Below are 26,048 nucleotides of genomic sequence, written 5' to 3'. Positions count from 1 at the left end.
TCTTTTTCTCTTGAACTAAAAAAACTACTAACACAATTAACTCCTACGGGGTTAATCTTACTTTTCTATTTCTTGTTCCAATAGATATAGGTTCCAGTATTGGTTGATGTGAGTATGTCAACGGTTCCATTGTTGTCCAAGTCAACAGCATCTAATTCAGAACCTACTCCAGACCGATTATGAATCAATTCGGGGACAAATTTTGCCCCTCCCGGAGCATTGGTATCTCTTACGGTTTTGTACCAATATAGTACGGGTGGGCCATAGGTGTCCGGGTCATAATAATTGTCCAAATGGGTGAACAAACGCTTTCCAACAATAAAATCTAGAAGACCATCATTATCCACATCGGCTGAGGTGGCCCCATGAAGCTGGGAGAAGGTAACTCCGCCAGCATTATTGAAACCATAGTCGTCGGCAATCATGTGGCGGACAAAGGTTATTTCTCCATTGGTTCTTTTTTGTTCATACCACGCCAATCCGAATCCATGGGAATTTAAATTGGCAACCACATCCAAAAGCCCATTTCCATTCACATCATAAACGGCCATGTGACTGCTTCCAATATTGGTGCTTCGCTTACCATATCTTCCAAAAGCTACGGGGTGATATTTCCATGTTTTGGTGCTGTCCAATACTTGGGGCTGTTCCCACCAACCCAGCGCATTGAGAATATCGATTCTACCATCACCGTTGATATCACCAGTGCCAATTCCATGCGCAAGGGCGTGCCCTGCTTCGGAAACATTGTACACGGTCCAAGGTTGGGTTGGGTCATTGGCATCAGGTTTGGCATAGCGAACGAAGCCTTTGGCACCATACACCAATTCGGGTTTGCCGTCGTTGTCGATATCGGTAAATTTTGTAATCTCACTCTGTCCGCCATCGGGCAAAACATCGTAGCTTTTCCAGCGCTTGTGTTCTCCTTTTGGATTGATGTATAGGGTAGTGGCGAAAGCACTGGATAACACATCTGGCCACCCATCATTGTTGAAATCGTATGCATCCTGAACCCGATTGTAGGCGAATTCCTTGGAAGGACCAGCAGCGATAGCTGGAAAGATTTCAATACGATTAGTGAAATCTGGCCCATAATAAATGTAGGGTCCGGCCACGATGTCGATTTCACCATCCTTGTTGAAATCAGCCGTATCCGTTCCCCAGGAATAATACATATCACTTATGGGTTGGATTTTGAATCGGTCTGAAACCTTTTCTGAAGGTGTGTTTTTTACGTATGCATCTTTGAGCATTATGTTTTTAAACTGGACTTTTCCCTTTCCACCAATGTAAAGCGCAACGGGACCAAAACCATCATTGTTGGTTTCTTCTCCGGTGGTGCCGCCCACTTCTCCGCCATCATTCAAAAAGGAGCGGATAACATTGACGTCCATATAACCTTCCAGCTGATTCCATTGACCTTCCACAAAATCAGTATTGGGTTGAGTCACGGGAAGGTCTTTTGGTGGTTCTGGCCGTTTATAGCCGGCAAAAGGATTGCCTTCCTCTTCTTTGATGGGCGGAGCAACCCGATACCAGATGCCACCGGCCCGGGCCAGTTTGGTACGATTTGTTTCATTGCCCTGAGCATCAAAACTGATGTTGTATGGTGTCACAGAACCATCCGCAGCAATGCTGACCAAAACCGCATCGATGGTATCTCCTTTCTTTTCAAATCGAAATAAAAATCCGGTTTCCACGGAACTTTCCCGCTTAATGGATGCCTGCAAAGCCACATCTTGAAAAGATTGGTCAAACAGCAAAATTCCGGGTTTGGAGGTGTTGACATTTCCAGTGATCACACCATTGTTCGCCGACCATTTATTTTCCCTAAAAGGTTTCCATTGGTCCAGTTCTGAACCAGCAAAAAGGTAATCTGGAAGAAAGGTAATGGCCTTTACATCTTGCAGTTTGTCCAAATCCTGAGCATGTCCCAACGTTATCAGGAACAGAAACAGTCCAAGAACACTATATTTTTTCATCTTCATTGTTTTTAATGCTTCTTAAAGTTAATCAGGTAAGGTATAAATTACGTAACCTCCCTGTGCATTTGGGTCTTCCCCTTCTTCAGGGATACCGTCCCGACCAAATTTAATTGGGGTGGCCGCGGGAACCGCCAAATACTGTTTCCCATCAACTTCATACATGGCTGGTAAACCTTCGCTGCCTTTTGGGAGTTTGGATTTCCATAATTCCTCTCCATTATCTGCATCAAAAGCATAAACCCGTCCATCTTTTGAGGTTGAAAAAACCAGCCCGGTTGCGGTAATGATCATTCCATTTCTTTGGGCCCGAAGCACCCCTGTATTTTTGTAGCCCATTTTTAAGGCTTCTAAATCTTCACCTAAAGGTCGCTTCCATTTTACGGTACCTTCATTAAGGTCATAGGCCATGATTTCTGACCATGGTGGGCTGATAATGTATGGGAACTCCAAGCCCCACTGGTATAGATATAGTCGTTCATGGTCCACTTCAATACCTTCTGGATAGGGTCCACCATATCGTCCTGAACCGCCAACTACTTCCCGGTCCTCAAGACCTCCTGGAGCTCCACCGGAAGCCACAACAGGTCCTTCGGGTGTACCATCATCGCCACCGCCAAACTGTGAACTAAACCTACTTGCTCCATCTTCCGATAAAAATTCAAACAAATCTTCTATTTGTTTTGTAGTTAAATCGGTAAACGCAGGCATGTCGCCCTGACCAGAAACAATAATATTTGTAAAATCCTTGATGCTCATTCGTTCGCTGATATTGCTAAGAGCGGGACCTACCAATCCTTCGGCCTGTTGTCCGTGGCAGGCGGCGCAATTTTGAATGTATGACCTCGCATTACCAAAGAAGCTACCAATGTTGGCTGTTTTCGCCTCGATTTGTTCCAAGGTCAATAATTTGTCATAAACCGATGGATAATCCAATGATATGATATAAAGAATCCCCTTATCTGGGTCAGCAGCCGTATTACCCCAGTTAACGCCTCCAACGGCCCCAGGCATGGCCAAGGTTTCAAATTTATCTGAAAGTGGGGTGAACATTCCCGTTTGTATGCTGTCCTTTAGTCTTCTGGCCCAATCGGCGCGTTCTTCTTCGGTAAGGAAAATTTCGCTTAGGTCAGCTTCAGTGACTTCTTGTCTTGTGGTTGGTGGAATTACCGTAGGTATGGGTTGTGTAGGCCAAGCCTCTTCCCCTTCAACATGACTGGGAGGTACCGGCTTTTCTTCAATCGGGAATAAAGGCTCTCCGGTATGCCGATTGAACACATAGACCAATCCATTTTTGCCAACAACAGCCACTGCTTCAATTTCTTGACCTTCATGATTCACGGTAAGCAGCTGTGGAGCAGAGGTTAGGTCATAATCCCAAATATCATGGTGCACGGTTTGAAAGTGCCAAATTCGTTTTCCTGTTTTGGCATCCAACGCCAACAGGGAATTCCCAAAAAGGTTACTTCCGATTCGGTCTGCTCCGTAGTAATCAAAAGTTGGGGAACCTAGTGGGTAAAACGCGATGCCATTTTTTGCATCCACTGTAATTTCCCCCCAAACATTTACACCGCCAACGTATTTGTAGGCATCTTTTGGCCAGGTGTCATAGCCATATTCTCCAGGTCTTGGAATGGTATGAAACGTCCAAGCCAATTCACCTGTTTTCACATTGTATGCCCGCAAAAATCCCGGAGTGGAAAGATAGGATTCCCCGGTTCCGGTACCTAGGAGGATTAAATCTTCAAAGATTTGGCCGGGAGTGCCTGATTGGGCCCTGCTGAGGGTTTTGGGGTCCCTGTCCAGTCCCTGTCTTAAATCCACCAAACCGTTGTCGCCAAAGGTTAAAATAGACTTTCCGGTGGTGGCGTCAATGGCTTGCAAGTAATTGTTAATTTGAAATAAGAGTCTTTTGTCCGTGCCATCCTCACTTTCCCAATAGTTGATGCCTCTTCGGGCAATTCTGGATAAATTGGCATGAATCCAAATTTCTTCCCCAGTTTTGGCATTTAGAGCCACCAAGGAATTGTTTTTGGCAAGCACATACATTACAGTATCAACCACAATGGGGTTGAATTGATATATTTTGTTATCCCCACTGGGGTAGAACCAAGCAACTTCTAAATCCTTTACATTGGATTTATTGATTTGACTTAGCTCCGTATATTTTGATTGGTCATTTCCACCACCATAATTGCTCCATGTTTTGTGTTGGTCAGCTGCATCAATCGTTTGCTCTTTATTGGTGCATGCCGCTAGAAGACTAAAAAGGACCATTGTAAGGAATGGCCCAAATAGGTAGGAGGGAGAGGTGTTTCGAGCTCCTACAGAAAATGAAAAGGAAGTGAAATTTTTCTTCATGGTTGTGGTCCGGTTAAGGAATGACTCTTTGTTTTTTTGACTCTTACTTTGACCTATCCATGGATGGGCTTTGTAAAGTAAAAAGGGAAACTTGTTTTGTATTGTGTGAAATTAAAAGGGTATGAAAGATGGACCTCCATACCCTTTTTAGTTTATTAATAACCTGGATTTTGAGTAATCTTACCGTCGCTCAAATTGATTTCTGTTTGAGGTACTGGGTAAATTTCATTGACACCATCCCGGAAACCTGCACCTTTGGCAGTGTCGTAGGTTTCAGCATAGTTTCGCATCACCTGTCCGGCTCTTCCTTGGCGAACAAGCTCCCAGAATCGTTCAAATTCTTGACCAAACTCAACGCGTTGCTCATGCCAAATGATTTGTCTTAGAGCCGTTTGGTCTGTTTCTGTAATCTCTGGAAGCACAGCTTCTGCACCTCTTGCACGGGCACGGATTTCTTCCAAAGCCCATAGTGCTTCATCTGTATGGTTGTTTTCATTTGCGGCTTCGGCATACCAAAGCAATACTTTCCCATATCGCATGTAAATGTCATCACGACCAATTTGGATGGAACCACCTACGCGCTCATAATCGGGAACATAATATTTCTTGTTCAAATAACCGGTAGTACTGTTTCCAACGTTGGCCGTTTCGCCATCGGGCATGATGTCTCCGTTTTTATAAACGGTATGCCCCAATCTTGGGTCACCTGGTTCAAATGCATCCACAAAATCTTGGGTGGGAAGGTTAAAGCCCCATCCGTTACGTGCTCTACTTCCAAAAACCGTGGTCAGGATATTCCTAACCGGGGTGGCACCTTGATCGTGCAGAAACTGCGTTTTGAAAATATGCTCTACACTGTTTTCCCCATCTCTCAAGAACATGCCCAAGTAATCAGGGTCCAAGGAATATTCTCCAGAATCAATGACTTGTTTAAAATAGGTTTCAGCATTTACAAAATCATTTAAATAAAGGTACACCTTGCCCAAATAGGCCAATGCGGCTCCTTTTGTGGCTCTTCCTCCGTCTGCGTCGCTATAGGCACTTCTATTCGGCAATACTTGGCTGGCTTCCTCCAAATCTTGAATGATCTGGGCATATACTTCGGCTTTGGGGGTTCTCGCCAAATCATAGGTTTCCAAATCAGCGTCCAGAATCAAGGGTACGTCCCCAAAGGTTTTTACGAGGTTGAAGTAATACCAAGCCCTTAAGAATTTGGCCTCGGCAAGGAATCTATTCTTCAAAGCTTCATCCATCTCTATATCCACGATGTTGTCCAGCACCATATTGGCCCTGTGCACACCTATATATTGGTTTTGCCATGCAAAACGTGTGGCATCGTTATCGGATGGAATATTGAAAAGGGAAACTTGTTGTGCATATAACTGGTCAGAACCTGATTCACCTCCTTTTTCGGTGTCATCAGATGCCACATTTCCCAAAACCCAGTGCATGTAACCACCGTTTCCATAGTTACCACAACACCAGTTGTTACCGGTCAAGGGATGATATGCTGCAGTTACCGCCTTTTCAGCATCTTCGGCTGTCACGTAGGCACTGCTCGTACTTAATGCTGCCAGAGGTTCTTTTTCAAGAATGTCTGAACAGCCCATCATTAACAGACTTAACAAAACTGTTACTATTGACAATATATTTTTCATGATTTACTTTTAATAATTGGACTTTTATAAACCTACTTTTAAACCAATGGTATAAATTCTTGGAACGGGATAATTGGTTTCGTCAATACCGATATACAATGGGTTGTTGGCATTGTTGGTACCAATTTCCGGGTCGAAACCAGGATAGTTCGTAATGGTAAAGGCATTTTGCACAGAACCATAAATGCTCACGTTAACATCTTTAAATATCTCATCTGGAAAGCGATAGGCCAATTGAATATTTCTAACCCTTAGGTAATCGCCACTCTCCACATAGTATTCAGAAGATCTCATGTTGTTGTTGGGGTCATTGGTGTTGACTCTTGGAACAGTGTTACTAGTTCCTGGTCCGGTCCATCTGTTGTCCCAAACATTCTTGGTGTAGTTGAAGAAGTTAGAGCCTTCTGTTCTAAACTTCAACCCCATAAAGATATCGCTACCCGCTACCCCTTGTAACTGAAAGCTGAAATCAAGATTCTTGTAGGACAATGACCCGTTAAAACCATAGGTGAACTTAGGCCAAGGATTTCCAATGATGGTCTGGTCATTGGCATCGATTACACCGTCATCATTAAGGTCTTTGAATCGGATATCACCCGGTGCAGTTCCTGAACTCTGGAACGCATGGGCATCCACTTCTTCCTGTGTTTGAAAAAGGCCATCGGTTTTCCATCCCCAAAAAGAGGCAATAGGAGCACCTACTTGGGTTGTGTTCACCAATCCGACAAAGGAGATGAACTGATTCAACGCAGAGCCGGCATTACTCAAATCCAATACCTCATTGGTGTTTCTTGCCAAGTTTCCAGAGAAGCTATAGGTAAGACCACCTGGGGTTGTGTCTTTGTAGCCCAACATTACCTCAAAACCTTTGTTTAGAACGCTACCACCGTTTACGAATGGGGATTGCTGAATTCCAGAGTATCCGGCTAATGGTACTTGCAATAACATATCTGAGGTTTCTTTGCGGTACCAATCGAATGAAGCGGTGATTTTACTGTCAAAACCAGTGAAATCGAATCCAAAGTTGATTTCTTCGGTGGATTCCCACTTCAAATCTGGGTTACCCTTCCCTGTAGGAGCCTGTCCATTATACACCACTTGTGTATCCCCAAAAACGTAATTGATGTTGGGTGTAACCAAATTGGCGAATGCATAGTTGGGCAACGAGCCTTGGTTACCCAAAGAACCCCAGCCTCCTCTAATCATTAAATTATTGATCCAATCTTCGTCGACCAAAAAGTTTTCTTCGGAAAGTTTCCATCCCAAGGAGAATGAAGGGAAATACCCCCACTTGTTGTTTTCCCCAAATCGAGATGAACCATCCACCCTAAAATTGATGGTGGTAAAATATTTGCCAGCGTAGTTGTAATTAACACGCCCCAAATATGAAAGAATTCCGAAGGAACCTGCATTACCGGAAGCATTGTCCGATTGTGTCGCAAGATCTAAATACCGAAGACTCTCATTGTCCGTGGCATTGGCCGGTAAACCAGCAGCATAAGCACGTACAAATTTAGTGTTGGACTCCTGGGTTGTGAAACCAGCAAGCGCATCTACACTATGCTTGCCAAATGTTTTGGCGTAGGTCAATGTATTGGCAAAACTGTTATCGTTAAAACGAGTAGAGTTTTCGGTTAAATCGGAAAGATCTCTAAAGTTTCTTGAAGAAATAAAGAATTCTGGCAAAAAGACTACGTTTTCAGAATATCCTATGTTGAAGTTATACTGCGAGCGAAACACAAAATCCCGCAAGAATTTAATTTCAGCATATGCATTACCGTTAACTATTGACCTTTTGGTGTCGTTGTTGGTAAAATGTATCGTAGCCGCTGGGTTTGTCGAGTTCAGCGAAGTTTCCGAATACCCCCATGAGCCATCGGGAAATTTCACAGGAATTTCAGGGTTGGCCGTTAGGGTAGTTCCTAAAATCGAACCAAAATTAAATTCAGAAATGTTATTGTATTTAGAAACGCTTGCCGATAGATTCTGACCGACTTTTATATTAGGAGTGATGTCATGGGAAGAATTGATCCTTAAGTTCACCCGATCAAACGAGGAACCTTTTACAATACCTTCTTGATCTACATAACCTCCGGAGAAAAAATAGCGGCTGGATTCGCTTCCACCACTGGCCGAAACTGAAATATTGGTCATGGGAGCCATTCTAAACACCGCTTTTTGCCAATCGGTTCCTTCACCCAAAGCTTCAGGATTAGGATAGATGGGCGCATCCCCAGCATTCACCAAACCCTCATTGTACAAGGTGGCATATTGGGTGGCGTTCGTCATTGGAATGTTTCGTTGCAACTGCTGAAATCCTTGTGAAAAGTTAATGTTCAACGTGGATTTACCAGCCCTACCTTGCTTAGTAGTAATCAGAATAACACCGTTCGCACCTTGGGCACCATAAATAGCTGCGGCACTCGCACTTTTAAGCACTTGGATACTCTCAATCTGTTCTGGAATCAAATCGATGGGGTCCACGTTTGGGTTTCCATCAACTACATATAAAGGTTCCGAATTGTTCACCGTTCCTGTTCCACGTACCCTGATCAAAAGTCCAGACCCAGGAGCACCTGAGTTTTGGGAAACTTGAAGACCTGCAACTTTACCTTGCAAAGCCTGACCTACTTGTAAAACGGGCTCATCTTCAAATTCTTCCGCGGATACAACGCCTACGGCACCCGTAATGTCACTTCTTTTTTGGCTACCATATCCCACTACAACAACCTCGTTCAAGGCGGCTACATCTTCCTGCATAACCACATTGATTACGGTTCTGTTTCCAATTGGAATGTTTTGGGTGGCCAGACCGATAAAAGAAAAAACCAGCACTGAACCTTCAGGAACGGTAAGGGTGTAATTTCCATCGAAATCCGTTACGGTACCAATATCACCACCTTGAACCACTACCGAAACACCCAATAAAGGTACTCCGTCGGTCCCAGTGACTTGACCGGTAATGACCACATCGGCAAACTGATCATCTATGGATGATTCTTGAACGGATGGGGCAGCCAACCGTACATTGATATTATTGTTGACTTTTTTGAATCGTAATCTGGATTGATCGGATACTTTGTTTAGCAATGCTTCAAAGGAGATTCCTTTTTCTTTTAAGGTAAAGCGTTTGTTGTACTCTAGGATTGATTTGTCAAAAACAAACTTGTAGCCTGAAATGGCTTCCAATTTTTCCAAGAGTTCTTGGGTAGTGATGTTTTTCTGACTGATATTCAGCCTGTCATCATCATTTTGGATGGTTACATCAGTCTCATTGAATGCTGTAAGATCGTCTTGCCCCGAGGCCATTTGCGTTACGGACACAAATGCCATGAGCAAAAGTAACCACCTACGCATGCTAGATTGGCGTAGTACTGATTTTTTTTTCATAATTTTGAGTTGATTTTGATTAATACTAAATCTGGATATTGACCGTCACATCATATATTCAGAAATTTGGTTTTGATTTAACTATAGCGGCTGGCAATTTTTATTGCTGGCCGTTTGTCATTTGATCAAAAGGTGATTGTGATGTTCTTCCCTTGATGATCGTAATTGTAATTCATTCCATATATAAATTTTATACCTCTTAAAATGTCTTCTATTTTTTCGTTTTGGTAGGTACCATTAAGGCTCCAATTTTTTGGTGGTGTCCCCTTGATATGAAAGTTTACACCGTACCATCTTTCCAGCTTTACGATAAAATCATCAAACCCAACTTCTTTAAAGATTAGGGTTCCATTTTTCCACGCAATGGCAGTTTCTACATCAAATTCGTTTTTGACCATTTCCCGTGAAACTTTATTGAACTGAACTTGCTCTCCGGGACTAAGAAAAATACTGTCTGTGGCTATAGCATCCTCAGCGGTTTTCCTCACTTTGACCTTTCCCGTGACCAGTGAAATGTCTAGATCATCCAGATAGGAAAAGGAATTAATATTAAAGGATGTACCAAAGACCTCTGTTTCCAACATGTCCGTTTTTACGATAAAGGGATAGTCATCTATGTGGACCACATCAAAAAATGCCTCGCCATGGAGTTCCACCAGTCGGGTTTTGGAGTCAAATTTTTTCGGATACTTTAAGGTGCTTTCATAATTCAAATCCACCAACGTGCCATCAGGCAAGGTAATCTTGGAGCGTTTTCCTTTTGGATTGGATATGATCTCCCACTCAACTACTTCCATTGCCTCGGTGGCTGTTTTTTCAGCGGTCAAGGTGTCGTATATCAACAAAGTGGTGATCACAATTGCAAAAACGGCTGCGTAGTTGGCCAGCTTTTTAATCGCCGGGGTAACATTGGCGCTAAAAATTTTTCGGGAACTACCTCTATTACCATCGGTAGTGTTCTCCTTTTGGATGATTTTCCCGAGAAGATCGTCCAATTCGCTATTGGACATTTGATTGTCTTCATGCCACATTTTTTCCACAAATGCCTTGGCCCTGTAAAACTCTTGGGAGTGTGCGGGTTTTTCTTTAAGCCACTTTTCCCAAAAGAAATCACTAGCCTCATTGGGGTTTCTTACCCACTCAATAAAGCCTTTATTGAGAATTAAATGGTTAAAAATGTTCTGTTCTTGCTCTGCCACGTAAAGCCTTTTATATATAAATAGGGAAAAAAGCCGCAAATGATACCGACAATGTTATTTTTTAACAGAAAAAATTATCAATTTCTCAAAATGGCCTTTTTGTAGTGGGTTTTAGGTGGCCATAAATGGGACAAATGGAATATTCAAGTTGAAACTTGAATATGATTTTTTAAAAAGAAGTGTGATTGAAGAAGCTAGATCTAGAGAATGGCCTTCATTTTTTTCAAGGATCTGTAAATAAGCCTTCGAGCTGAAGAAATATAGGAGAAATCCAAAATCTCGGCGATTTGTTCGTAGGAAAGATTTTGATAGTAGAAGTAGTAAATCGCTTCTCTTTCCTTTGCGTTGAGCGATTTTAATGCCTTTTCCAGATTAAGGAGTTTGGTTTCCTCTTGTTGTTGAATGAAAACAGTTTCATGCATTCGATTGCTATAAAAGCCATCCAAAATCACCTCTTGGCTTTTTTCCTTTTCTTTTTTGCCTTTGCGCAAATAATCCAAAACACGTCTTTTGAATGCTTTTAGAAGATAAAACTTCACTGAAGCCGGATTTCCCAACCCCTCCCTTTTTTCACGGAGGTATACAAAAAAATCTTGTAGGCAGTCTTTCACCAATTCATTGTCCGAAGTAAATCTGCAGCCATACCCATAAAGCAAATTGGCGTGTTGTTCATACAATAGAATGAACGCTTTCTCATCACCAGCTTTAAAGTCTTGCCAGATTAATTGGCTATCTTCTTTAGAAAGACCTCCTAAAGCATCTTTGCCCAGGATTTCAGATTGATTCTTGTTGAGGAATTTTAACTGCACAAATATTAGCGGGTTTTTTTAGCAAATCGTCATCAATTATACAATATTTTGTAGATAATGCAAAACAAACTGATTTGACTGATTTTTTTTCAAAGCGAGAAATTGGTGAAAATCCAAGGGTAAGTTTCGCAAAAAGGATACTTTTCGGATGTTGAATGTAACTTGGTTTAAGGAGGTTTATAACCTTAAGTTTCCTTACCATATTGGAAGAAATTAGCGCTATTGGTAACATCTAAAAAACTGTTATTCAATAGGTTTGTATTTTCTAGGTTAATTTATGGATGATGGTGGGAACTTGGGTGAAACTAGTTCGAGTCGGGAGATATGAGGGCCGAGCTTACTACACCCAAAATAGGACCAACTATAACGTTTGAGTAACTCAAAATTTAACAAAAAAAAACAAAAGTTGAAGGTTTTGTTGTAATCTTAAAGGTACAAATGAGTGGTTAAGCGATATTTTGTTGGGCCGGAAGTTAGAGTTCCAAATTGCCTGCCAACTGTTTTAGAATGATCTCGGAGAGTTTGGCCTGAAACTTTGCATTGCTATGGCGAACCTTGGCATTGATATAGTTAAGCTGTGCAGTTCTAAATTCGATGGTCGGGATGATTCCAATTCTATATTTTTCAACGGTGATGTCCAAGTTTTCCTTGGCAATGGACTCATTTTTATCCTCCAATTCTATCAAACTAATATTGGTCAAGTAGGTTTGATAGGTTGAATTTACAAGGCTTGTCAACTCTTGTTCCTGTTGGGCAATCGCTATTTCCGCATTTTCCAAGGCTACTTTACCGATTTTTTCCCTCCGGTTCTGATTGAAACCATCAAATAGGTTGAGCGTGGCCCCAAATCCATAATTAAAACCTCGTGAATCTGAGCTTACGGCAAATCCCAACTCGGATTTGGAACTACCTATGTTGTATCCAGAAGTCACAAATAAGGATGGGTAACGTGCTGCTTTTATTTGTTTGAGCTCCAGTTCACTGATACGCTTGTTGATTTTTTCAGCCTGTAACTGCGGATTTTCTGAAGCTATCTTGGCTTCCAACTCGTCCAAAACCAGTTCTTGGTTCACAAAGATTTCTGGAATTACTTTAAAATCAATCTTAAGGTCACGTGCCAGTTGCTCGTTCAGTTGGATTTTGGTGTTTTTGTACAGTTCCTGCTGCCGCTGCATCAGGGTTTGGTCAGTGTTCAAATCCACCTGTGCATTCAACACCTCCAGTTTAGAAGCTTTTCCAATTGTAAATCGGTTCTGCGCAAGTTCCACCCGCTGATTTGAAATAATCAAGGTGCTGTCCAAGGCCAATAATTGCTGTTGCTGTTGAACAAGGTCGTAGTAGGTGATCATTACTTCGCCCACTGTGGTTAAAATAGCCTGCTTTAGTTCGGCCTCTCCCAATTTCTTGGTTTCTTTTAATTGTTCAAAGTTGGCAAACATGCGTAGGCCATCAAACACGGTCCATTCGAGTGCTACACCATAATTTAGACTACTATTCTTTACATTATCTCGTTCCTGAAGCGTACCATCGTTACGTAACTGGGATAAATTCTGAATACTGTTGTTGTCCGTTAGATTGGCATCCAGCCTTGGAAGTATTCCTGCTTGCCCTGGGGAGACTCCCAGTTCATCAATCTTCAGTTCGTTTTGAGCAGTTTTTATCTGATAATTGTTCTCAAGAGCTATTTTTACGGCGTCCTGTACGGTTAAGATTTCTTGTGCATTTGCCCAAAAAACACCTCCCATTACACATAAAAAAATGCCTATTCTTTGCTTAATGACCATGTGAGGAAAGTTCAAGATTTTTGAATTCTGGTCGTTGTACTTTTTTCCTTGACCACATAAAATAAAGCGCTGGAATCACAAAAAGGGTCAATACCAAGGAAAATAGTGTTCCTCCAATGATAACCACACCCATACCTGTTCTACTTGCAGAGGCTGCGCCAAGCGACAAGGCAATGGGCAATGCCCCCAATGCAACGGTAAGACTGGTCATTAGGATAGGACGTAACCTTGATACGGATGCTTTCATAATGGCATCCATTTTTGAGATATCCTCATTTTCCTCCTGTAACTGATTGGCAAATTCCACAATCAAAATACCGTTTTTCGTCACCAGTCCGATCAGCATGATTGTTCCAATTTGACTGAAGATATTCCATGTTTCACCAAATAACCAGAGCGAAAACATGGCTCCAGCAACCGCCATTGGCACGGTTAGAATAATAATGAATGGGTCAATGAAACTTTCAAACTGCGCGGCCAAAATCAAAAAGATAAGCAAGAAAGCCAAACCGAAGGCAAACGCTGTGTTAGAACTACTTTCCACAAAATCCCGTGATTCACCACCTAAATCTGTAGTGAAGGTATCATCCAAAACTCTGTCCTTAATCGCGTTCATGGCCTCAATACCGTCGCCAATACTCTTACCGGGGGCTAAATTCGCCGATACGGTGGCGGACATATATCTGTTGTTATGGAACAATTGTGGCGGACTACTGTGCTCACTTGTGGTCACCAAGTTGTCCAATTGAATGAGAAGGCCGTCCTTGTTCTTCACAAAAATGGAGGTCAAATCCATAGGCTCATTTCGGTCCTGTTTGTCAAATTGACCAATGACCTGATATTGTTTTCCGTTCATTAAGAAGTATCCAAAACGCTGACCACTCAATGATAATTGAAGGGTTTGGGCCACATCACGAACCGAAACACCCAAACTTTCCGCTTTTTCCCGATCAATGGTGACATAAATTTCAGGCTTGTCGAATTTTAAATTCACATCGGTAAAGGAAAAAGTGGGGTCTTTTTCCGCTTCGGCCATAAATTCTGGAATCTTTTCTTCCAATTTCTGGAAGTTCTTGGCCTGAATGATAAATTGAATCGGAGGGCCACCTCTTCGGTTCACCGAAATGGTTGGTCTTTCTGAAACGTTGGATTTTCCACCCACAAATACTTTGGCCCATCTGCCTAAGTCTTCGGCAATTTCACGTTGGGAACGTTCTCTTTCATGAGGCTCTACCAGGGCAATATTCGCCCTTCCACTATTAACTGAGGAAGAACCAAATCCTGGTGACGTCAAAACCAAGCTAACCTTCTTTTCAGGGACGGAGTCGTTGATGAGTTCGGTAATGCCGGTCATCAAGTGGTCCATGTATTCATACGAAGCTCCTTCGGGTGCTGTAACGTTCAGGCGAACAAAACTTCGGTCATCGTAAGGTGCTGTTTCTTTCTGAAGTAGGGTATAGAATAGCACAATTAGACCGATACAGCCAAAAAGGATGGGTAAACTCAGCCATTTCTTCTGCATGAACCTTTCCAAGGAATTTGAGTAGGCTTGGTTCATGGCCACAAAATATTTTTCGGTAACCTGATAGAAACGGGATCTACTTTGTTTTCCGGGTTTGGTCAAATATGCATTAAGCATAGGGGTTAGCGTAAGTGATACAAAAGCAGAAACCATTACAGCTGCGCCAAGAACCACACCAAATTCACGGAAAAGTCGACCCACAAAGCCTTCCAAGAAAATCACTGGAAGAAATACAGCCGCCAAGGTGACGGATATGGAGATAACCGCAAAGAAGATTTCTTGGGAACCTTTAATGGCCGCTTCAATGGGATTCATCCCTTCCTCCACTTTTTTATAGATGTTCTCCGTAACCACAATACCATCATCCACCACCAATCCCGTGGCCAAAACAATTGCCAAAAGCGTCAATACATTGATGGAAAATCCAAACAACCACATAAAAAAGAAGGTGGCAATCAGCGAAACAGGGATGTCCAATAGGGGACGAAGTGCCATAGACCAGTTTCTAAAGAAAAGGTATATGACCAAAATTACCAGAATGATGGATATCAATATGGTTTCGGCTACTTCGGTGACCGCTCTTTTTACAAAAACGGTGTCATCGATAACCACATTCAATTTAAAGTCTTCGGGAAGGTCTTTTTGAAGGTTTTCGTATTCTTCGTAAAAGGCATCAGCAATTTCAAGGTAGTTGGTCCCGGGTTGCGGAACCACGGCTACGGCGATCATGGGTTGACCTGAGTCACTCATTTTGGTCTCCATGTTTTCGCCTTCAAGTGTGGCTTTACCAATATCGCGTAGCTGAACCAGTTTTTCCCCATCCGCGAGAATAATAATGTTATTGAATTCCTCTTCGGTATTCAGGTTTCCAATAGTTTTTACAGACAGCTCGGTATTATCACCGGTAAGTTTACCAGACGGAAGTTCCACATTCTGGGCCAAAAGAGCGGCACGCACATCGGCAACGGTAAGTCCGTAGGAAGCTAATTTTAATGGGTCTATCCATAGTCGCATGGCATATCTCCGTTGTCCCCAAATTTGAACTCCACTAACGCCGGGTATGGTCTCGATGCGTTGTGCGATAACATTCTCTGCATAATCAGAGAGCTCCAAAATGTTTTTGTTATCACTTTGAACGGTCATGGAGATAATCCGCTGGGCATCGGCATCGGCCTTTGATACCACAGGAGGGGCATCCAAATCGTCAGGTAGGCTTCGTACCGCTTGCGAAACCTTATCACGGACATCGTTGGCGGCATCCTCCAAATTCTTGTCCAGATTAAATTCAATATTGATGGAACTCGACCCCTGAACACTGTTCGAGGTGATGTTTCGAATACCATCAATGGAATTGATGGCTTTTTCGAGCGGTTCCGTAATCTGGGATTCAATAATATCGGCATTGGCTCCAGAATAGCTGGTACGGACCGAAACTATGGCAGGGTCAATAGAAGGAAATTCCCGTACGCCCAAAAATGTATACCCAATTATTCCGAAGAGAATAATGGAAATGTTCATTACAATAGTAAGAACGGGTCGTTTAATGCAAATGCTTGAGAGATTCATTGTACTGCCGTCAAAGGTTCAAGTTCTTCAAGTACCACATCCACAGGTGCGCCATCCTTGAGCGCCATAACACCATAGGTTAACACGGTATCTCCGGGTTTCAGATTGGTAAGTACCCGAACTACACTGCCGGTACGTGCACCAATTTCCACATCAATTTCTTTGGCCACCCCATCACGATACACAAATATTTTCTTTCCGTTTTGTACGGGAATCAGTGCTTCAGTGGGTACCAAGAGGGCATCGTTAACGGTTTCCAAAGGCAGTTGCACGTTGGCATACGCCCCAGGATAAAGTCCTTTGTCTCGATTGTCCATTACAGCACGCATCCTAAGGGTACGCGTTGCGATGTCCACCTCGGGGTCAATCGCATATATGGTAGCTTCATACACTTCATTGGAATCTGAAGTGGTAAACGTTAAAACGGTACCGACGCTTATTTGCGATGCATATTTTTCAGGAACTGAAAAGGTGATTTTCAATTCATCCGTATTTACCAATTTAGCTATGGTGGTTGTCGGAGTCACATAGGTTCCTTTGGAAATGGCCCGTAACCCGATGGTTCCAGAAAAAGGCGCACGTACTGATGTTTTGGATAATTGGGCACCAATCAATTCCGATTCGGCCGAAGCAGATTGAAAGTCTGCACTGGCAATATCGTATTCCTCTTGGCTAATGGCTTGTTTTTCGAGAAGCAATTTGGCCCTTCTTTCATTTTCCGAAGCCAATTTTTTTGCGGTCACTGCCTTGGAAAGCTGCGCCTGCAGTTCAATATCATTCACTTTCAACAGCACCTGCCCTTGTGAAACCTTGGAACCTTCCTTAAAATTGATGCTTTCAACAACCCCGGAAACCTCACTTCGGATATCAATTTGTTCATCAGCCTCCAGCGTACCTGAAAGCGATATGTTATCCTTAAAAATTTGTGGTTTTAGGATGATTCCTGTCACGGTGGGTATGCTGGGTCCAACATTTCCTACCTTTCCTATTTCTGAGTTGGATTTAATCCGATAGGCAACAAGAGCTACAATTCCAATACCCAATAGGGCATAAACAATATGTTTTATCTTCATGTGAATTGAAAAAAAACAAACACCATTGGGGCAATAATGGGGTTTTTGGCAAATATAATTCTTACCTATTATTTTCTTAAAAAACGAAATGTTATTAAACTCCCAAAATTTGGCGAACAGCTTAGTATTCTGGGTCAACGACCAAATCACTGCCTTTAACTACAGCTGGGTCCACGTGACCAAATTTTAACATATTGGTTTTATCTTGGCTTTCATGAGCTACATCATTTTGGGTTTAAAATATGAGATTGATTATAGTCGCTCGTTAGATTTGAGCGTATTTTAGTAGTATGGAAAAAAAGGAATTCAATATCATTAAATCCACAGGGGAGAGGACCCGTTTTTCTGTTGAAAAATTACGAAACTCCTTGAAATCCAGCGGCGCCACCCATAACTTGGTCAATCAAATTGTAGATCAGGTGATGGATGAACTATATCCCGAGATTACCACCCGTGAGATTTATAATAGGGCGTATGCCTTGTTGAAAAAGGCCAAATCCGTTTATGCTTCCAAATACAAGCTGAAAAAGGCCATCTACGAGTTGGGACCAACAGGTTTTCCGTTTGAGCGTTTTATTGCTGGAGTGCTTCATTATTCAGGATACGAAACCAAGGTGAGTGAAGCAGTGCAAGGCGAATGTGTCTCCCATGAAATTGATGTGCTGGCCATGAAGAATGGAACCCTGAATATCATTGAGTGTAAATTCCATAGTGAGGACGGGCTCAACTGCAATATAAAAGTGCCTCTGTACATTCACTCCCGGTACAATGATGTAAAAGGCCCGCTTCAATCCCAAAAGAACAAAGATTTTGAGGATACTTTGGGATGGGTCGTTACCAATACCCGATTCACTGGGGATGCCCTCCAATATGGAAAATGTGTTGGGTTGTATTTGCTGAGTTGGGACTATCCCACTGGTGATGGTCTGAAAGACCGAATTGACCGTTTGGGACTCTACCCCATTACCGTTTCCACATTGCTTACCAACCGGGAAAAACAATTTTTATTGGATAGAGATGTGGTGCTTTGCAGGCAATTGCGGCAGGATTTATTTTATCTGGACCACTTGGGAATTTCCAACGGAAGAAAGGAAAACATTATCAAAGAAATGAAATCCCTATGCATTTCATAAAGCCATGAGAAAACTGAAAATTCATTTTTTAGGAGGTTCCGGTACCGTAACGGGCTCCAAGTTTTATTTGGAGTCAGAGGGCATCAATATCTTGGTGGACTGTGGATTTTTTCAAGGAACAAAAGAACTTCGCCAGCAAAACTGGTTGCCACTTCCCATAGATGTCTCCCAAATTGATGTGGTATTGTTGACGCATGGCCATTTAGACCACTGTGGATACCTTCCACTTTTGGTAAAACAGGGTTTTCAAGGAACTATTTTGGGCACGGCACCTACCTTGGCCATTGCCGAAATCATATTGATGGACAGTGCAAAAATTCAAGAGGAAGAAGCCGAAAGAGCAAACGAGGAAGGATACAGCAAACACCATCCTGCATTACCGTTGTATGATCAGGAGGATGTAAAACGAACCCTTCCTCACTTTAAAAGTGTAGAGGAGGGGAAGCAGATTGAACTTGCTCCAGAATGCAGTGCCAAATTCAGGTACAACGGACACATTATCGGCTCAACCTTTATTGAGCTGAATCTCTTTGGAAAGCAATTTGTCTTTTCTGGAGATGTGGGGCGATTGAATGATGATTTATTGGATGCACCCTTACAACCAGAATGGGCAGATTATCTTTTTGTGGAGAGCACCTATGGGGACAAAAACCATCCTGTGGAAGACGTGGAGGGCATTTTACAAGACTTAGTCGCCCGAACCTTACAAAATCGAGGCAGCTTAATCATCCCCTCCTTTGCGGTGGAACGGTTACAGTCCCTGATGTATCTGCTCTGGAAACTTTACAATAAGAACAAAATTCCCAATATTCCCATTTTTGTGGACAGTCCTATGGGTACCAATGTTCTTAATGTTTTTGGTCGTTTCCCAGAATGGCACAAGCTTTCCATGAGTGAGTATAACAATATGCGGAATCATGTGACATTGGTGAGTTCGTATCGAGAAACTTGGGAGACCATTGATGACCCAAGACCCAAAATTGTGATTGCGGGAAGCGGGATGGTCACAGGAGGTAGGGTACTTACATATTTGAAACAATTGATGGACAAGAAATCCACTACCGTATTGCTTGTAGGATATCAGGCAGAGGAAACCCGGGGAAGGAAGTTATTGGAGGGTGCCCAAGAATTAAAAATGTTCGGAAAGCACATCCCGGTAAAAGCACAAGTGGAACATTTGGAAAGTTTATCGGCCCATGCGGATCAAAGCGAGCTGTTGCATTGGATGGGGAACATTAAGAACATTCCAGAAAAAGTGTTTTTAATTCACGGAGAAAATGAAGCCCTGCATACTTTCAAAAACAAAATAGAGGAACAACAAGGTTGGCAGTGCCATATTCCCCAGCTTCATGAAGTACTGGAAATCATGCTATAACTTTTCACCATAGGACAAATCCCCGGCATCACCAAGACCGGGAAAAATGTACCCTTTGCTGGTCAGGCCCTCATCAATGGAGGCTATCCAAAGTTGGGTTTCCTTAGGAAAAACATTCGCAACGTGGTCTACCCCCTCATTTGACCCAATCACTGAAATAATATGGATTTTCTTGGGGGTACCATGATTCCTGAGCGCTTTCAGCACATTTTCCAGGGTTTTGCCCGTCGCCAGCATGGGGTCGGTTAGAATTAACGTTTTGCCTTCCAACGAAGGAGCAGCAAAATATTTGACGATGACATCAAATGCATCTCCACCATCTGGATGATGTCTGTAGGCGGAGATAAAAGCATTTTCTGCACCATCAAAATAGTTCAAAAGGCCATGATGAAGCGGCAACCCCGCACGAAGCACAGAGCAGAGCACCAGCGAATCCGAAGTTTTTGCACTTTCCTTTGGACCAAAAGGCGTTTCTATCACAAGGTCTTCATAGTCCAAGGTCTTACTAAGTTCATAACCCAATACCTCACCAATCCGTTCAATGTTTCTTCGGAACCGCATGCCATCTTTCTGAATGTTTTTGTCACGGATTTCGGCCATGAACGTATTTAAGATGGAATTTTTATGGTCGAAACGATGGATTATCATGCAGCGGTGGTTTTTAGGTCAATTTGAAATTGAACGATAGCCCTAAAAATAATCAGAATATTGAATACTCAGATCATCTCTTGGAATCGGGCTGTTTTAACAAAATCCAGCACAAAGGCTTTCACTGCATCCCAATCGGTGTACTCGTGGTCTTTTGAGGTATCTGTGGAACCCCCTTCTTTTTTGGCGATCATCCGCATAATGAGTTTTTTAAAATAATCGTATTGGGTATACTTTAAAGCTCCGGCCATGTGATTGATTGCATCGGGTTTCCATCCTGTTTTTTCCACAAACTCCGTGGCTATCCTTTTAACTTCTTCATGTTCTTCCTCTATGTCGGAAGCTATCGCCATGCATACCGAAAAGAATGCGGTATGTTTTTTGTTGAGTTCATCCACATTTTTCATGATATAATCCCGGACAGAGGAATGGTATTTTTGGATATGAATGGAGCTCCCGATAAGCACGGCATCAAAATTTTCTGGTGAGGGGGGCTCTTCAGTGGCATCGGCAATGACCACTTTATGATTCTCGGCTTGAAGGACCTCTTCCATAAAGCGGGAAATTTTTCGGGTTTGTCCCTCACTTGTGGCGTAAACGATTAAAATTTTCATCGGTGTGAATTTTTGATTGAAAGTTTGCATTACCTCGCAAACAGGCTATAAATGTAGCCGATGAGGGTCACTGCTGAAATGACCTTTGTCAATAACCGAAAAGCGTATTTTGCATTAAGGAAGCGCGGCCGCCAACGCAATCTCCACCATATCCCGAAACGAAGTTTCGCGCTCATGGGCGGAAAGTCGCTCATCCGTTACCAAGGAATCTGAGATGGTTAAAATGGTCAGCGCACGAATATTATATTTAGCTGCAATAGTGTACAGTCCCGCAGTTTCCATCTCAACGCAAAGAATCCCATATTGGGCCCAAAGCTTGTATTCCTCTGGGTCATCCACATAAAATTCATCCGACGAAAGTATGTTTCCTGCTTTTATGGGAATTTGGTTTTTTTGAGCGTAGTCCACCGCTTTTTGGAAGAGTTCAAAATTGGCAGTGGGGGAGTAATCCGAATTGATGAACCTTGAATTGTTGATTCCTGAGGTAGTGGAGGCAGCCATGGCCAAAACAACATCGTTCAACTTTACATCTTCTTGATACGACCCAGCGGACCCTACCCGGATAATATTCTGCACGCCGTAATCCTTAATAAGTTCATGAAAATAAATCATGGATGAAGGCATGCCCATACCGCTTCCTTGCACAGAGATTCTTTGGCCGTTAAAGGTGCCCGTATAGCCCAACATACCACGAATCTTGTTGTAGCAGATGGGATTCTCCAAAAAGGTTTCTGCAATCCATTTGGCCCGTAAAGGGTCTCCTGGCATCAAGACCGTTTCTGCTATCTCTCCTTTTTTGGCTTCAATATGTATGCTCATGGATATGGATTAATTCAATAATGATGGTCCAGAGGAGGTTCCAATGCGGGAAACCCCAAGGTCAATATATTTTAAGGCCGTCTCTCGGTCTTTGATTCCTCCCGAAGCTTTGATCTTTGCTTTATCACCTACCATTTTTTTCATTAGAATAACGTCATCAAAAGTTGCTCCGCCGTTGCCAAATCCTGTGGATGTTTTTACAAAATCCGCTCCGGCCTCAACAGCCAAGATGCAAGCTTTTTCTTTTTCAGAAGGGGTAAGGTAACAGGTTTCCAAGATTACTTTTAAAGTGATGTTTCCGATGGCTTGTTTAATGGATTTGATATCATTGCGCACCAAGTCAAATTGATTGGACTTTAACCACCCGATATTGATGACCATATCTATTTCGTCCGCACCGTTTTCCACGCAGTCCTTGGCTTCGAATACTTTGGCTTTGGTGGACATGGCCCCTAAAGGAAACCCGACCACAGCGGCAATTTTTACTTTTGTGTCTTTCAGCGCTTCCTTGGCCACGGAAACATGGCACCCATTGACACAAACGGCATAAAAACCGTAGGTCTTGGCTTCCTCACATAGTTTTTTTATGTCTGATGGTAGGGCCGTAGGCTTCAGGTTGGTATGATCTATAAAATCCGGTAAAAACATATCAGTGGGTAAAGAGCTGTTTCAACCTAAAGATAATCAACATCTCTGATTTGTTTTTACCTGCGTAGGATTTGGCAATGCTCTCTGCTGTTTCAACAATCAAATCCTTAACTTTTGGTGGAAACTTTTCGGGATGATCCTTATAAAATTCCTTGAACTCATTAAAGTAAGCTTCGCCATCCTTTTCCTCGCCATCCAACCAATCAAAAACGATTTCTATCTGGTAGGCCGCATCGGTATGGAACTCGTCCTCAAATCCATCCAAATCCAACCAATGTTGCCGAACATACTTCCGTAGCCGAGTCACTTCTGCAGGTCTCACATGTTTGTCGACCATGGCAACGGCATAAAAAAGCATGCCTAGATTTTGATAGAATTCATTCCCTATTTTTTCGGAATTAAGCATCACAAAAGGGTTTTAATTTCTATTAAAGATAACAGCAATCCCCATTGTTTTTTATGACAACCATCATTGCATCGTTAATTGACTCTTCGTTGTACGCTGCGGTTGCTTCTTCCTCTATTGGTGTTGTTCTCTTGATGGTACCGTTGAATGTCATCATCATAATAGTTTCGAACACGTTCGTACCTTGTTCGACTCAAGTTATAAGATTTATATCGGACTGGAAGAACGTTTCGTCTTACCCAAACACCGCCATCCAAATACAGATAGGTTCTTGAGGATAGATCGTAATACATAGTCAATTCAGGGAAGAAAATATAGCGCACGGCTTCCACTCGATGGGGATAAAACCACGGTGGAGGAGGGTCGGCCAATCTGTGGGATACAATCACGGGACCACAGGCTTGAAATATTAGAAAAGCAAGAAATAAAACTGGATAATGAATATACTTTTTCATGGCGAAAATTTTAGTATAACAAGGTAGTATCCCCGTGTTTTTGAAAAAATGACCCAGGTCATTACACAGGACTTGGCTTGGTAATAGCTTTGAAAAAGTTTAATTTAAATAAGGTTGTCATGTTAACTGATCATCCAAAAAAATATCAAGAAATCACTGAACTAATGGGGCAACTGGGAGGTAAAATTCCTAATACTATGGAAGCTTTTGAACGGCTCCATATTTCAAGTACCGAAGATGGTACACTCAGCAGAAAAATCAAAGAGCTTATTGCCTTGGGTATTGCCATTACGGTACGATGTGATGGTTGCATTGCTTTTCATGTGCATGATGCCCTAGATTCTGGGGCAACCTCCGAAGAAATATCAGAAACTATTGGAGTAGCCGTACTTATGGGCGGCGGGCCCTCAGTGGTATATGGATGTGAGGCATTGGAAGCTCTTGAGCAATTTTCGGTACTAGCAGATTAAAGTTCCAGTTTTTTAATTTCCCAGTTGTCGTCCAACTTTACCGCAATCAGCCTATTGTTGAGCACTTTGGACCAAATGGGGGGTATTTTATACCGTTTTTTGGTCATTTGAATGTTGTAGCGTCTGTTCAAGAACTCGAGGATGTTGCCGTCCACATCCATGAGCACTTCATGAAACTTGTATTCATAAATATCAAGATTGAACTCGTTTTTACCTCTGAGCACCTTTTCAAAAATGATACCTGTTGTCATTCCATTTTCAAAGGGCCGAACATTTAAGAATTGTGGTTCAATCACCATTTTTCCATGGGTATCTATGAATCCAAAAACGGGAATTTCATCCACCATTTTTTGAACAATACAGCGTCCATCTGAAAATTTGGGGTAATGCACCGTCCTCACATCGTCATAAGGAGTGGAAGCATCTTGGTTCCAATAGAAGTCGTTCCTAAAATTAATGACCGTGTTGCCCACATCATCAATGAAGGCCCAATCGTTTCCTTTTTTCACGGCGGCAAGCCCTTCACTGAATGGTGCCACAAAATCTAAATCTTTTGGAAGCTGGGCATTTATTCCTATTGAGATAAAAGCTGCGAATATGATAGGTAGTGTTTTCATGGCGTTTTTTTTTGATTCTCATAAAGATCGCTCCCAATTCCAGTTCCTGAAATGACTTAGGTCATGGAAAAAGTAGTGGACACCCTCTAATTTTGATGTCAAATTCAAAATAAAGCAATCATGAACACAGGTGTCAACACTTTGGATTCCACTTTCTCCTATCACTGGAAAAGTGAAGTTTTACTAACAGCAGAAATTTCTCTAATGAAAAAGATATTGGTGCCGGTCGATTTTTCGGAACATTCCGAGTACGCTTTGCAAGTTGCTTCGCAAATAGCCAAGCAGCATGATGCGGGAATCATTATTCTGCACATGTTGGGATTGTCCGAATTCGTTCAGGCAAATTCTGAGGAGGAGGAAGAGAAGGAAGCAAAATATTACATGAATTTGGCCAAGGAAAAGATTATGGATTTTACGGACAAGGAATATCTTGCTGATATCCCTGTGGAGGCTATCATCCAGAATTATAAAATTTTTGATGAGGTGGATGAGGTGGCCAAGGAACATCATTGCGACCTCGTTGTCATGGGATCTCACGGCGCAAGTGGTCTAAGCCATCTTTTTGTGGGCTCCAATACCGAAAAGGTGGTTCGGACTTCCGAAGTACCCGTTTTGGTGATCAAACAGCCACATAAGGACTTTAAAATTAAAAAAATTGCATTTGCATGCGATTTGCAAACAGAGAACACAGCTGCCTATGAAAAAGTTATGGCCTTTGCCAAGCTTTTCTCTGCAAAACTGGAAACCGTTTACGTGAATACCTCGGGAGCCAACTATATGGGATATGCTGATATTGAGAAGAAGATCGCGAATTTTACCAAAGCGCTTGGTGAAGATGTGCCTATTAGGGTCTATAACCACCACAGTGTTGAAAAAGGTATTTTCAATTTCTGTTTGGAGCACAAGATTGATTTGTTGGCCATAACCACCCACGGCAAAAAGGGGTTGGCCCATTTCTTTTCAGGAAGTACAGCCGAAAATGTTTCCAACCATGCCAAAATACCAGTCCTCACACTAAAAGTGTAATTAGGTACGGAACAACAGCTCAACACGTCCCAAAAGAACCAATTCAGACTTATTGCTGCCAGCAAAAGCTGATGTGATGGCCCTTGCAGTGGACATGATGAGCTGTTTTATGTTTTTGGGAAAAAGGATTTTGTGGTCAGTATAGAATTCCGCAAACGCTTCGAACAGTTCTTCGCTGTCTTTTCCGTATTCCAGAAACCAGTCAAAGACGGTCTCGATTTGAAAAGCCGCATCGGTTCCATATTCGTCTTCGATGTCATCCACATTCAACCAATGTTCATGGACCACCTCTTTTAATCGGTCCACTTCCTTGACATGGATACTATGGTCGGCCATGGCCACGGCATAGAAGAGTTTCCCTAAGTTTTGGTAAAATTCATTCCCAATTTTCTTTTTTGAATCCATCATTTCTCATTTTTTAACCTTGAATAAATGTAGAAATACCACCCGCTTTCTGCCATGATCTAAATCAGTTATTGATTAACTTTAGGGT

Annotated in this window: 21 protein-coding genes; 4 read left to right on the top strand and 17 right to left on the bottom strand. The window is 42.4% G+C overall.

Annotation, left to right across the window (positions count from 1 at the left end; genetic code table 11):
- Nucleotides 1-65: 65 nt before the first annotated feature.
- The 9 genes from ACFSJE_RS04305 to ACFSJE_RS04265 all read right to left on the bottom strand — a co-directional run bounded on the left by ACFSJE_RS04305 (nucleotide 66) and on the right by ACFSJE_RS04265 (nucleotide 17,344).
- A complete protein-coding gene (locus ACFSJE_RS04305) occupies nucleotides 66-1,982 on the bottom strand; it encodes an FG-GAP-like repeat-containing protein (RefSeq protein WP_379829749.1) in 1,917 nt (638 codons plus the stop codon).
- A gap of 27 nt (nucleotides 1,983-2,009) precedes the next feature.
- A complete protein-coding gene (locus ACFSJE_RS04300) occupies nucleotides 2,010-4,343 on the bottom strand; it encodes an outer membrane protein assembly factor BamB family protein (RefSeq protein ID WP_379829748.1) in 2,334 nt (777 codons plus the stop codon).
- Between the two features lie 155 nt (nucleotides 4,344-4,498).
- A complete protein-coding gene (locus ACFSJE_RS04295; protein WP_379829747.1) occupies nucleotides 4,499-6,001 on the bottom strand; it encodes a RagB/SusD family nutrient uptake outer membrane protein in 1,503 nt (500 codons plus the stop codon).
- 24 nt (nucleotides 6,002-6,025) lie between these two features.
- A complete protein-coding gene (locus ACFSJE_RS04290) occupies nucleotides 6,026-9,391 on the bottom strand; it encodes a SusC/RagA family TonB-linked outer membrane protein (RefSeq protein WP_379829746.1) in 3,366 nt (1,121 codons plus the stop codon).
- Between the two features lie 125 nt (nucleotides 9,392-9,516).
- Entirely contained in the window at nucleotides 9,517-10,590 is a 1,074-nt protein-coding gene (locus tag ACFSJE_RS04285; protein ID WP_379829745.1) for a FecR family protein, read from the bottom strand.
- A 200-nt stretch (nucleotides 10,591-10,790) separates the two neighbouring features.
- Entirely contained in the window at nucleotides 10,791-11,399 is a 609-nt protein-coding gene (locus ACFSJE_RS04280; RefSeq protein WP_379829744.1) for an RNA polymerase sigma factor, read from the bottom strand.
- Nucleotides 11,400-11,872: 473 nt separating this feature from the next.
- The gene (locus ACFSJE_RS04275; protein ID WP_379829743.1) at nucleotides 11,873-13,183 is read right to left on the bottom strand and encodes a TolC family protein; all 1,311 of its coding nucleotides are present in this window, start codon (nucleotides 13,181-13,183) and stop codon (nucleotides 11,873-11,875) included.
- Nucleotides 13,173-16,271 (bottom strand): efflux RND transporter permease subunit, encoded by a 3,099-nt coding sequence (locus ACFSJE_RS04270; protein ID WP_379829742.1) that lies wholly within the window; start codon nucleotides 16,269-16,271, stop codon nucleotides 13,173-13,175. The genes ACFSJE_RS04275 and ACFSJE_RS04270 overlap by 11 nt, the downstream gene beginning before the upstream one ends.
- Complete coding sequence (locus tag ACFSJE_RS04265; protein ID WP_379829741.1) at nucleotides 16,268-17,344, bottom strand: efflux RND transporter periplasmic adaptor subunit; 1,077 nt, start codon at nucleotides 17,342-17,344, stop codon at nucleotides 16,268-16,270. Before ACFSJE_RS04265 ends, ACFSJE_RS04270 begins: the two co-directional genes overlap by 4 nt.
- 290 nt (nucleotides 17,345-17,634) lie before the next feature.
- On the opposite strand from ACFSJE_RS04265, the gene ACFSJE_RS04260 reads away from it, so the two are divergent.
- Both ACFSJE_RS04260 and ACFSJE_RS04255 read left to right on the top strand, forming a co-directional pair.
- Nucleotides 17,635-18,477 (top strand): ATP cone domain-containing protein, encoded by an 843-nt coding sequence (locus ACFSJE_RS04260; RefSeq protein WP_379829740.1) that lies wholly within the window; start codon nucleotides 17,635-17,637, stop codon nucleotides 18,475-18,477.
- Between the two features lie 4 nt (nucleotides 18,478-18,481).
- A complete protein-coding gene (locus ACFSJE_RS04255) occupies nucleotides 18,482-19,852 on the top strand; it encodes an MBL fold metallo-hydrolase RNA specificity domain-containing protein (protein ID WP_379829739.1) in 1,371 nt (456 codons plus the stop codon).
- Here ACFSJE_RS04255 and upp read toward each other — a convergent pair.
- The 6 genes from upp to ACFSJE_RS04225 form a co-directional block, all read right to left on the bottom strand.
- Nucleotides 19,847-20,500 carry a uracil phosphoribosyltransferase gene (gene upp / locus ACFSJE_RS04250; protein ID WP_379829738.1) on the bottom strand — a complete coding sequence of 218 codons (654 nt, stop codon included), beginning with the start codon at nucleotides 20,498-20,500 and terminating at the stop codon, nucleotides 19,847-19,849. The two genes, ACFSJE_RS04255 and upp, sit on opposite strands and share 6 nt — an antisense overlap.
- 68 nt (nucleotides 20,501-20,568) lie before the next feature.
- Nucleotides 20,569-21,114, bottom strand: coding sequence for a flavodoxin domain-containing protein (locus ACFSJE_RS04245; RefSeq protein WP_379829737.1), 546 nt, complete (start codon nucleotides 21,112-21,114; stop codon nucleotides 20,569-20,571).
- Between the two features lie 114 nt (nucleotides 21,115-21,228).
- Nucleotides 21,229-21,933 carry a purine-nucleoside phosphorylase gene (gene deoD, locus ACFSJE_RS04240; protein ID WP_379829736.1) on the bottom strand — a complete coding sequence of 235 codons (705 nt, stop codon included), beginning with the start codon at nucleotides 21,931-21,933 and terminating at the stop codon, nucleotides 21,229-21,231.
- Nucleotides 21,934-21,942: 9 nt separating this feature from the next.
- On the bottom strand, nucleotides 21,943-22,581 hold the full coding sequence (gene deoC / locus ACFSJE_RS04235) for a deoxyribose-phosphate aldolase (RefSeq protein WP_379829735.1): 639 nt from the start codon (nucleotides 22,579-22,581) through the stop codon (nucleotides 21,943-21,945).
- Between the two features lies 1 nt (nucleotide 22,582).
- Nucleotides 22,583-22,987 (bottom strand): hypothetical protein, encoded by a 405-nt coding sequence (locus tag ACFSJE_RS04230; RefSeq protein WP_379829734.1) that lies wholly within the window; start codon nucleotides 22,985-22,987, stop codon nucleotides 22,583-22,585.
- A 74-nt stretch (nucleotides 22,988-23,061) separates the two neighbouring features.
- A complete protein-coding gene (locus ACFSJE_RS04225) occupies nucleotides 23,062-23,442 on the bottom strand; it encodes a hypothetical protein (protein ID WP_379829733.1) in 381 nt (126 codons plus the stop codon).
- A 119-nt stretch (nucleotides 23,443-23,561) separates the two neighbouring features.
- Between ACFSJE_RS04225 and ACFSJE_RS04220 the strand changes: the two genes are divergently transcribed.
- Complete coding sequence (locus tag ACFSJE_RS04220) at nucleotides 23,562-23,912, top strand: carboxymuconolactone decarboxylase family protein (RefSeq protein WP_379829732.1); 351 nt, start codon at nucleotides 23,562-23,564, stop codon at nucleotides 23,910-23,912.
- On the opposite strand, the gene ACFSJE_RS04215 is transcribed toward ACFSJE_RS04220, so the two are convergent.
- Nucleotides 23,909-24,529, bottom strand: coding sequence for a WG repeat-containing protein (locus ACFSJE_RS04215; RefSeq protein WP_379829731.1), 621 nt, complete (start codon nucleotides 24,527-24,529; stop codon nucleotides 23,909-23,911). The two genes, ACFSJE_RS04220 and ACFSJE_RS04215, sit on opposite strands and share 4 nt — an antisense overlap.
- 120 nt (nucleotides 24,530-24,649) lie before the next feature.
- Between ACFSJE_RS04215 and ACFSJE_RS04210 the strand changes: the two genes are divergently transcribed.
- Nucleotides 24,650-25,555, top strand: a complete 906-nt coding sequence (locus ACFSJE_RS04210; protein WP_379829730.1) for a universal stress protein — start codon at nucleotides 24,650-24,652, stop codon at nucleotides 25,553-25,555.
- Here ACFSJE_RS04210 and ACFSJE_RS04205 read toward each other — a convergent pair whose 3' ends face one another.
- Nucleotides 25,556-25,963, bottom strand: coding sequence for a hypothetical protein (locus tag ACFSJE_RS04205; RefSeq protein WP_379829729.1), 408 nt, complete (start codon nucleotides 25,961-25,963; stop codon nucleotides 25,556-25,558). It abuts the gene before it with no gap.
- Nucleotides 25,964-26,048: the final 85 nt, after the last annotated feature.

Source organism: Flagellimonas iocasae, assembly GCF_042682725.1.
In the GTDB taxonomy this organism is placed as follows: Bacteria; Bacteroidota; Bacteroidia; order Flavobacteriales; family Flavobacteriaceae; genus Flagellimonas; species Flagellimonas iocasae.
Note: the sequence above shows the minus strand (reverse complement) of the source record. Positions and strands in the feature narration are given on the sequence as shown.

Excerpts from the sequence above, each read along its gene's own strand:
- ACFSJE_RS04305 (WP_379829749.1), bottom strand. The coding sequence starts at position 1,982 with ATGAAAAAATATAGTGTTCTTGGACTGTTTCTGTTCCTGATAACGTTG.
- ACFSJE_RS04300 (WP_379829748.1), bottom strand. The coding sequence starts at position 4,343 with ATGAAGAAAAATTTCACTTCCTTTTCATTTTCTGTAGGAGCTCGAAAC.
- ACFSJE_RS04295 (WP_379829747.1), bottom strand. The coding sequence starts at position 6,001 with ATGAAAAATATATTGTCAATAGTAACAGTTTTGTTAAGTCTGTTAATG.
- ACFSJE_RS04290 (WP_379829746.1), bottom strand. The coding sequence starts at position 9,391 with ATGAAAAAAAAATCAGTACTACGCCAATCTAGCATGCGTAGGTGGTTA.
- ACFSJE_RS04275 (WP_379829743.1), bottom strand. The coding sequence starts at position 13,183 with ATGGTCATTAAGCAAAGAATAGGCATTTTTTTATGTGTAATGGGAGGT.
- ACFSJE_RS04270 (WP_379829742.1), bottom strand. The coding sequence starts at position 16,271 with ATGAATCTCTCAAGCATTTGCATTAAACGACCCGTTCTTACTATTGTA.
- ACFSJE_RS04265 (WP_379829741.1), bottom strand. The coding sequence starts at position 17,344 with ATGAAGATAAAACATATTGTTTATGCCCTATTGGGTATTGGAATTGTA.
- ACFSJE_RS04260 (WP_379829740.1), top strand. The coding sequence starts at position 17,635 with ATGGAAAAAAAGGAATTCAATATCATTAAATCCACAGGGGAGAGGACC.
- ACFSJE_RS04255 (WP_379829739.1), top strand. The coding sequence starts at position 18,482 with ATGAGAAAACTGAAAATTCATTTTTTAGGAGGTTCCGGTACCGTAACG.
- upp (WP_379829738.1), bottom strand. The coding sequence starts at position 20,500 with ATGATAATCCATCGTTTCGACCATAAAAATTCCATCTTAAATACGTTC.
- ACFSJE_RS04245 (WP_379829737.1), bottom strand. The coding sequence starts at position 21,114 with ATGAAAATTTTAATCGTTTACGCCACAAGTGAGGGACAAACCCGAAAA.
- deoD (WP_379829736.1), bottom strand. The coding sequence starts at position 21,933 with ATGAGCATACATATTGAAGCCAAAAAAGGAGAGATAGCAGAAACGGTC.
- deoC (WP_379829735.1), bottom strand. The coding sequence starts at position 22,581 with ATGTTTTTACCGGATTTTATAGATCATACCAACCTGAAGCCTACGGCC.
- ACFSJE_RS04230 (WP_379829734.1), bottom strand. The coding sequence starts at position 22,987 with ATGCTTAATTCCGAAAAAATAGGGAATGAATTCTATCAAAATCTAGGC.
- ACFSJE_RS04225 (WP_379829733.1), bottom strand. The coding sequence starts at position 23,442 with ATGAAAAAGTATATTCATTATCCAGTTTTATTTCTTGCTTTTCTAATA.
- ACFSJE_RS04220 (WP_379829732.1), top strand. The coding sequence starts at position 23,562 with ATGTTAACTGATCATCCAAAAAAATATCAAGAAATCACTGAACTAATG.
- ACFSJE_RS04215 (WP_379829731.1), bottom strand. The coding sequence starts at position 24,529 with ATGAAAACACTACCTATCATATTCGCAGCTTTTATCTCAATAGGAATA.
- ACFSJE_RS04210 (WP_379829730.1), top strand. The coding sequence starts at position 24,650 with ATGAACACAGGTGTCAACACTTTGGATTCCACTTTCTCCTATCACTGG.
- ACFSJE_RS04205 (WP_379829729.1), bottom strand. The coding sequence starts at position 25,963 with ATGATGGATTCAAAAAAGAAAATTGGGAATGAATTTTACCAAAACTTA.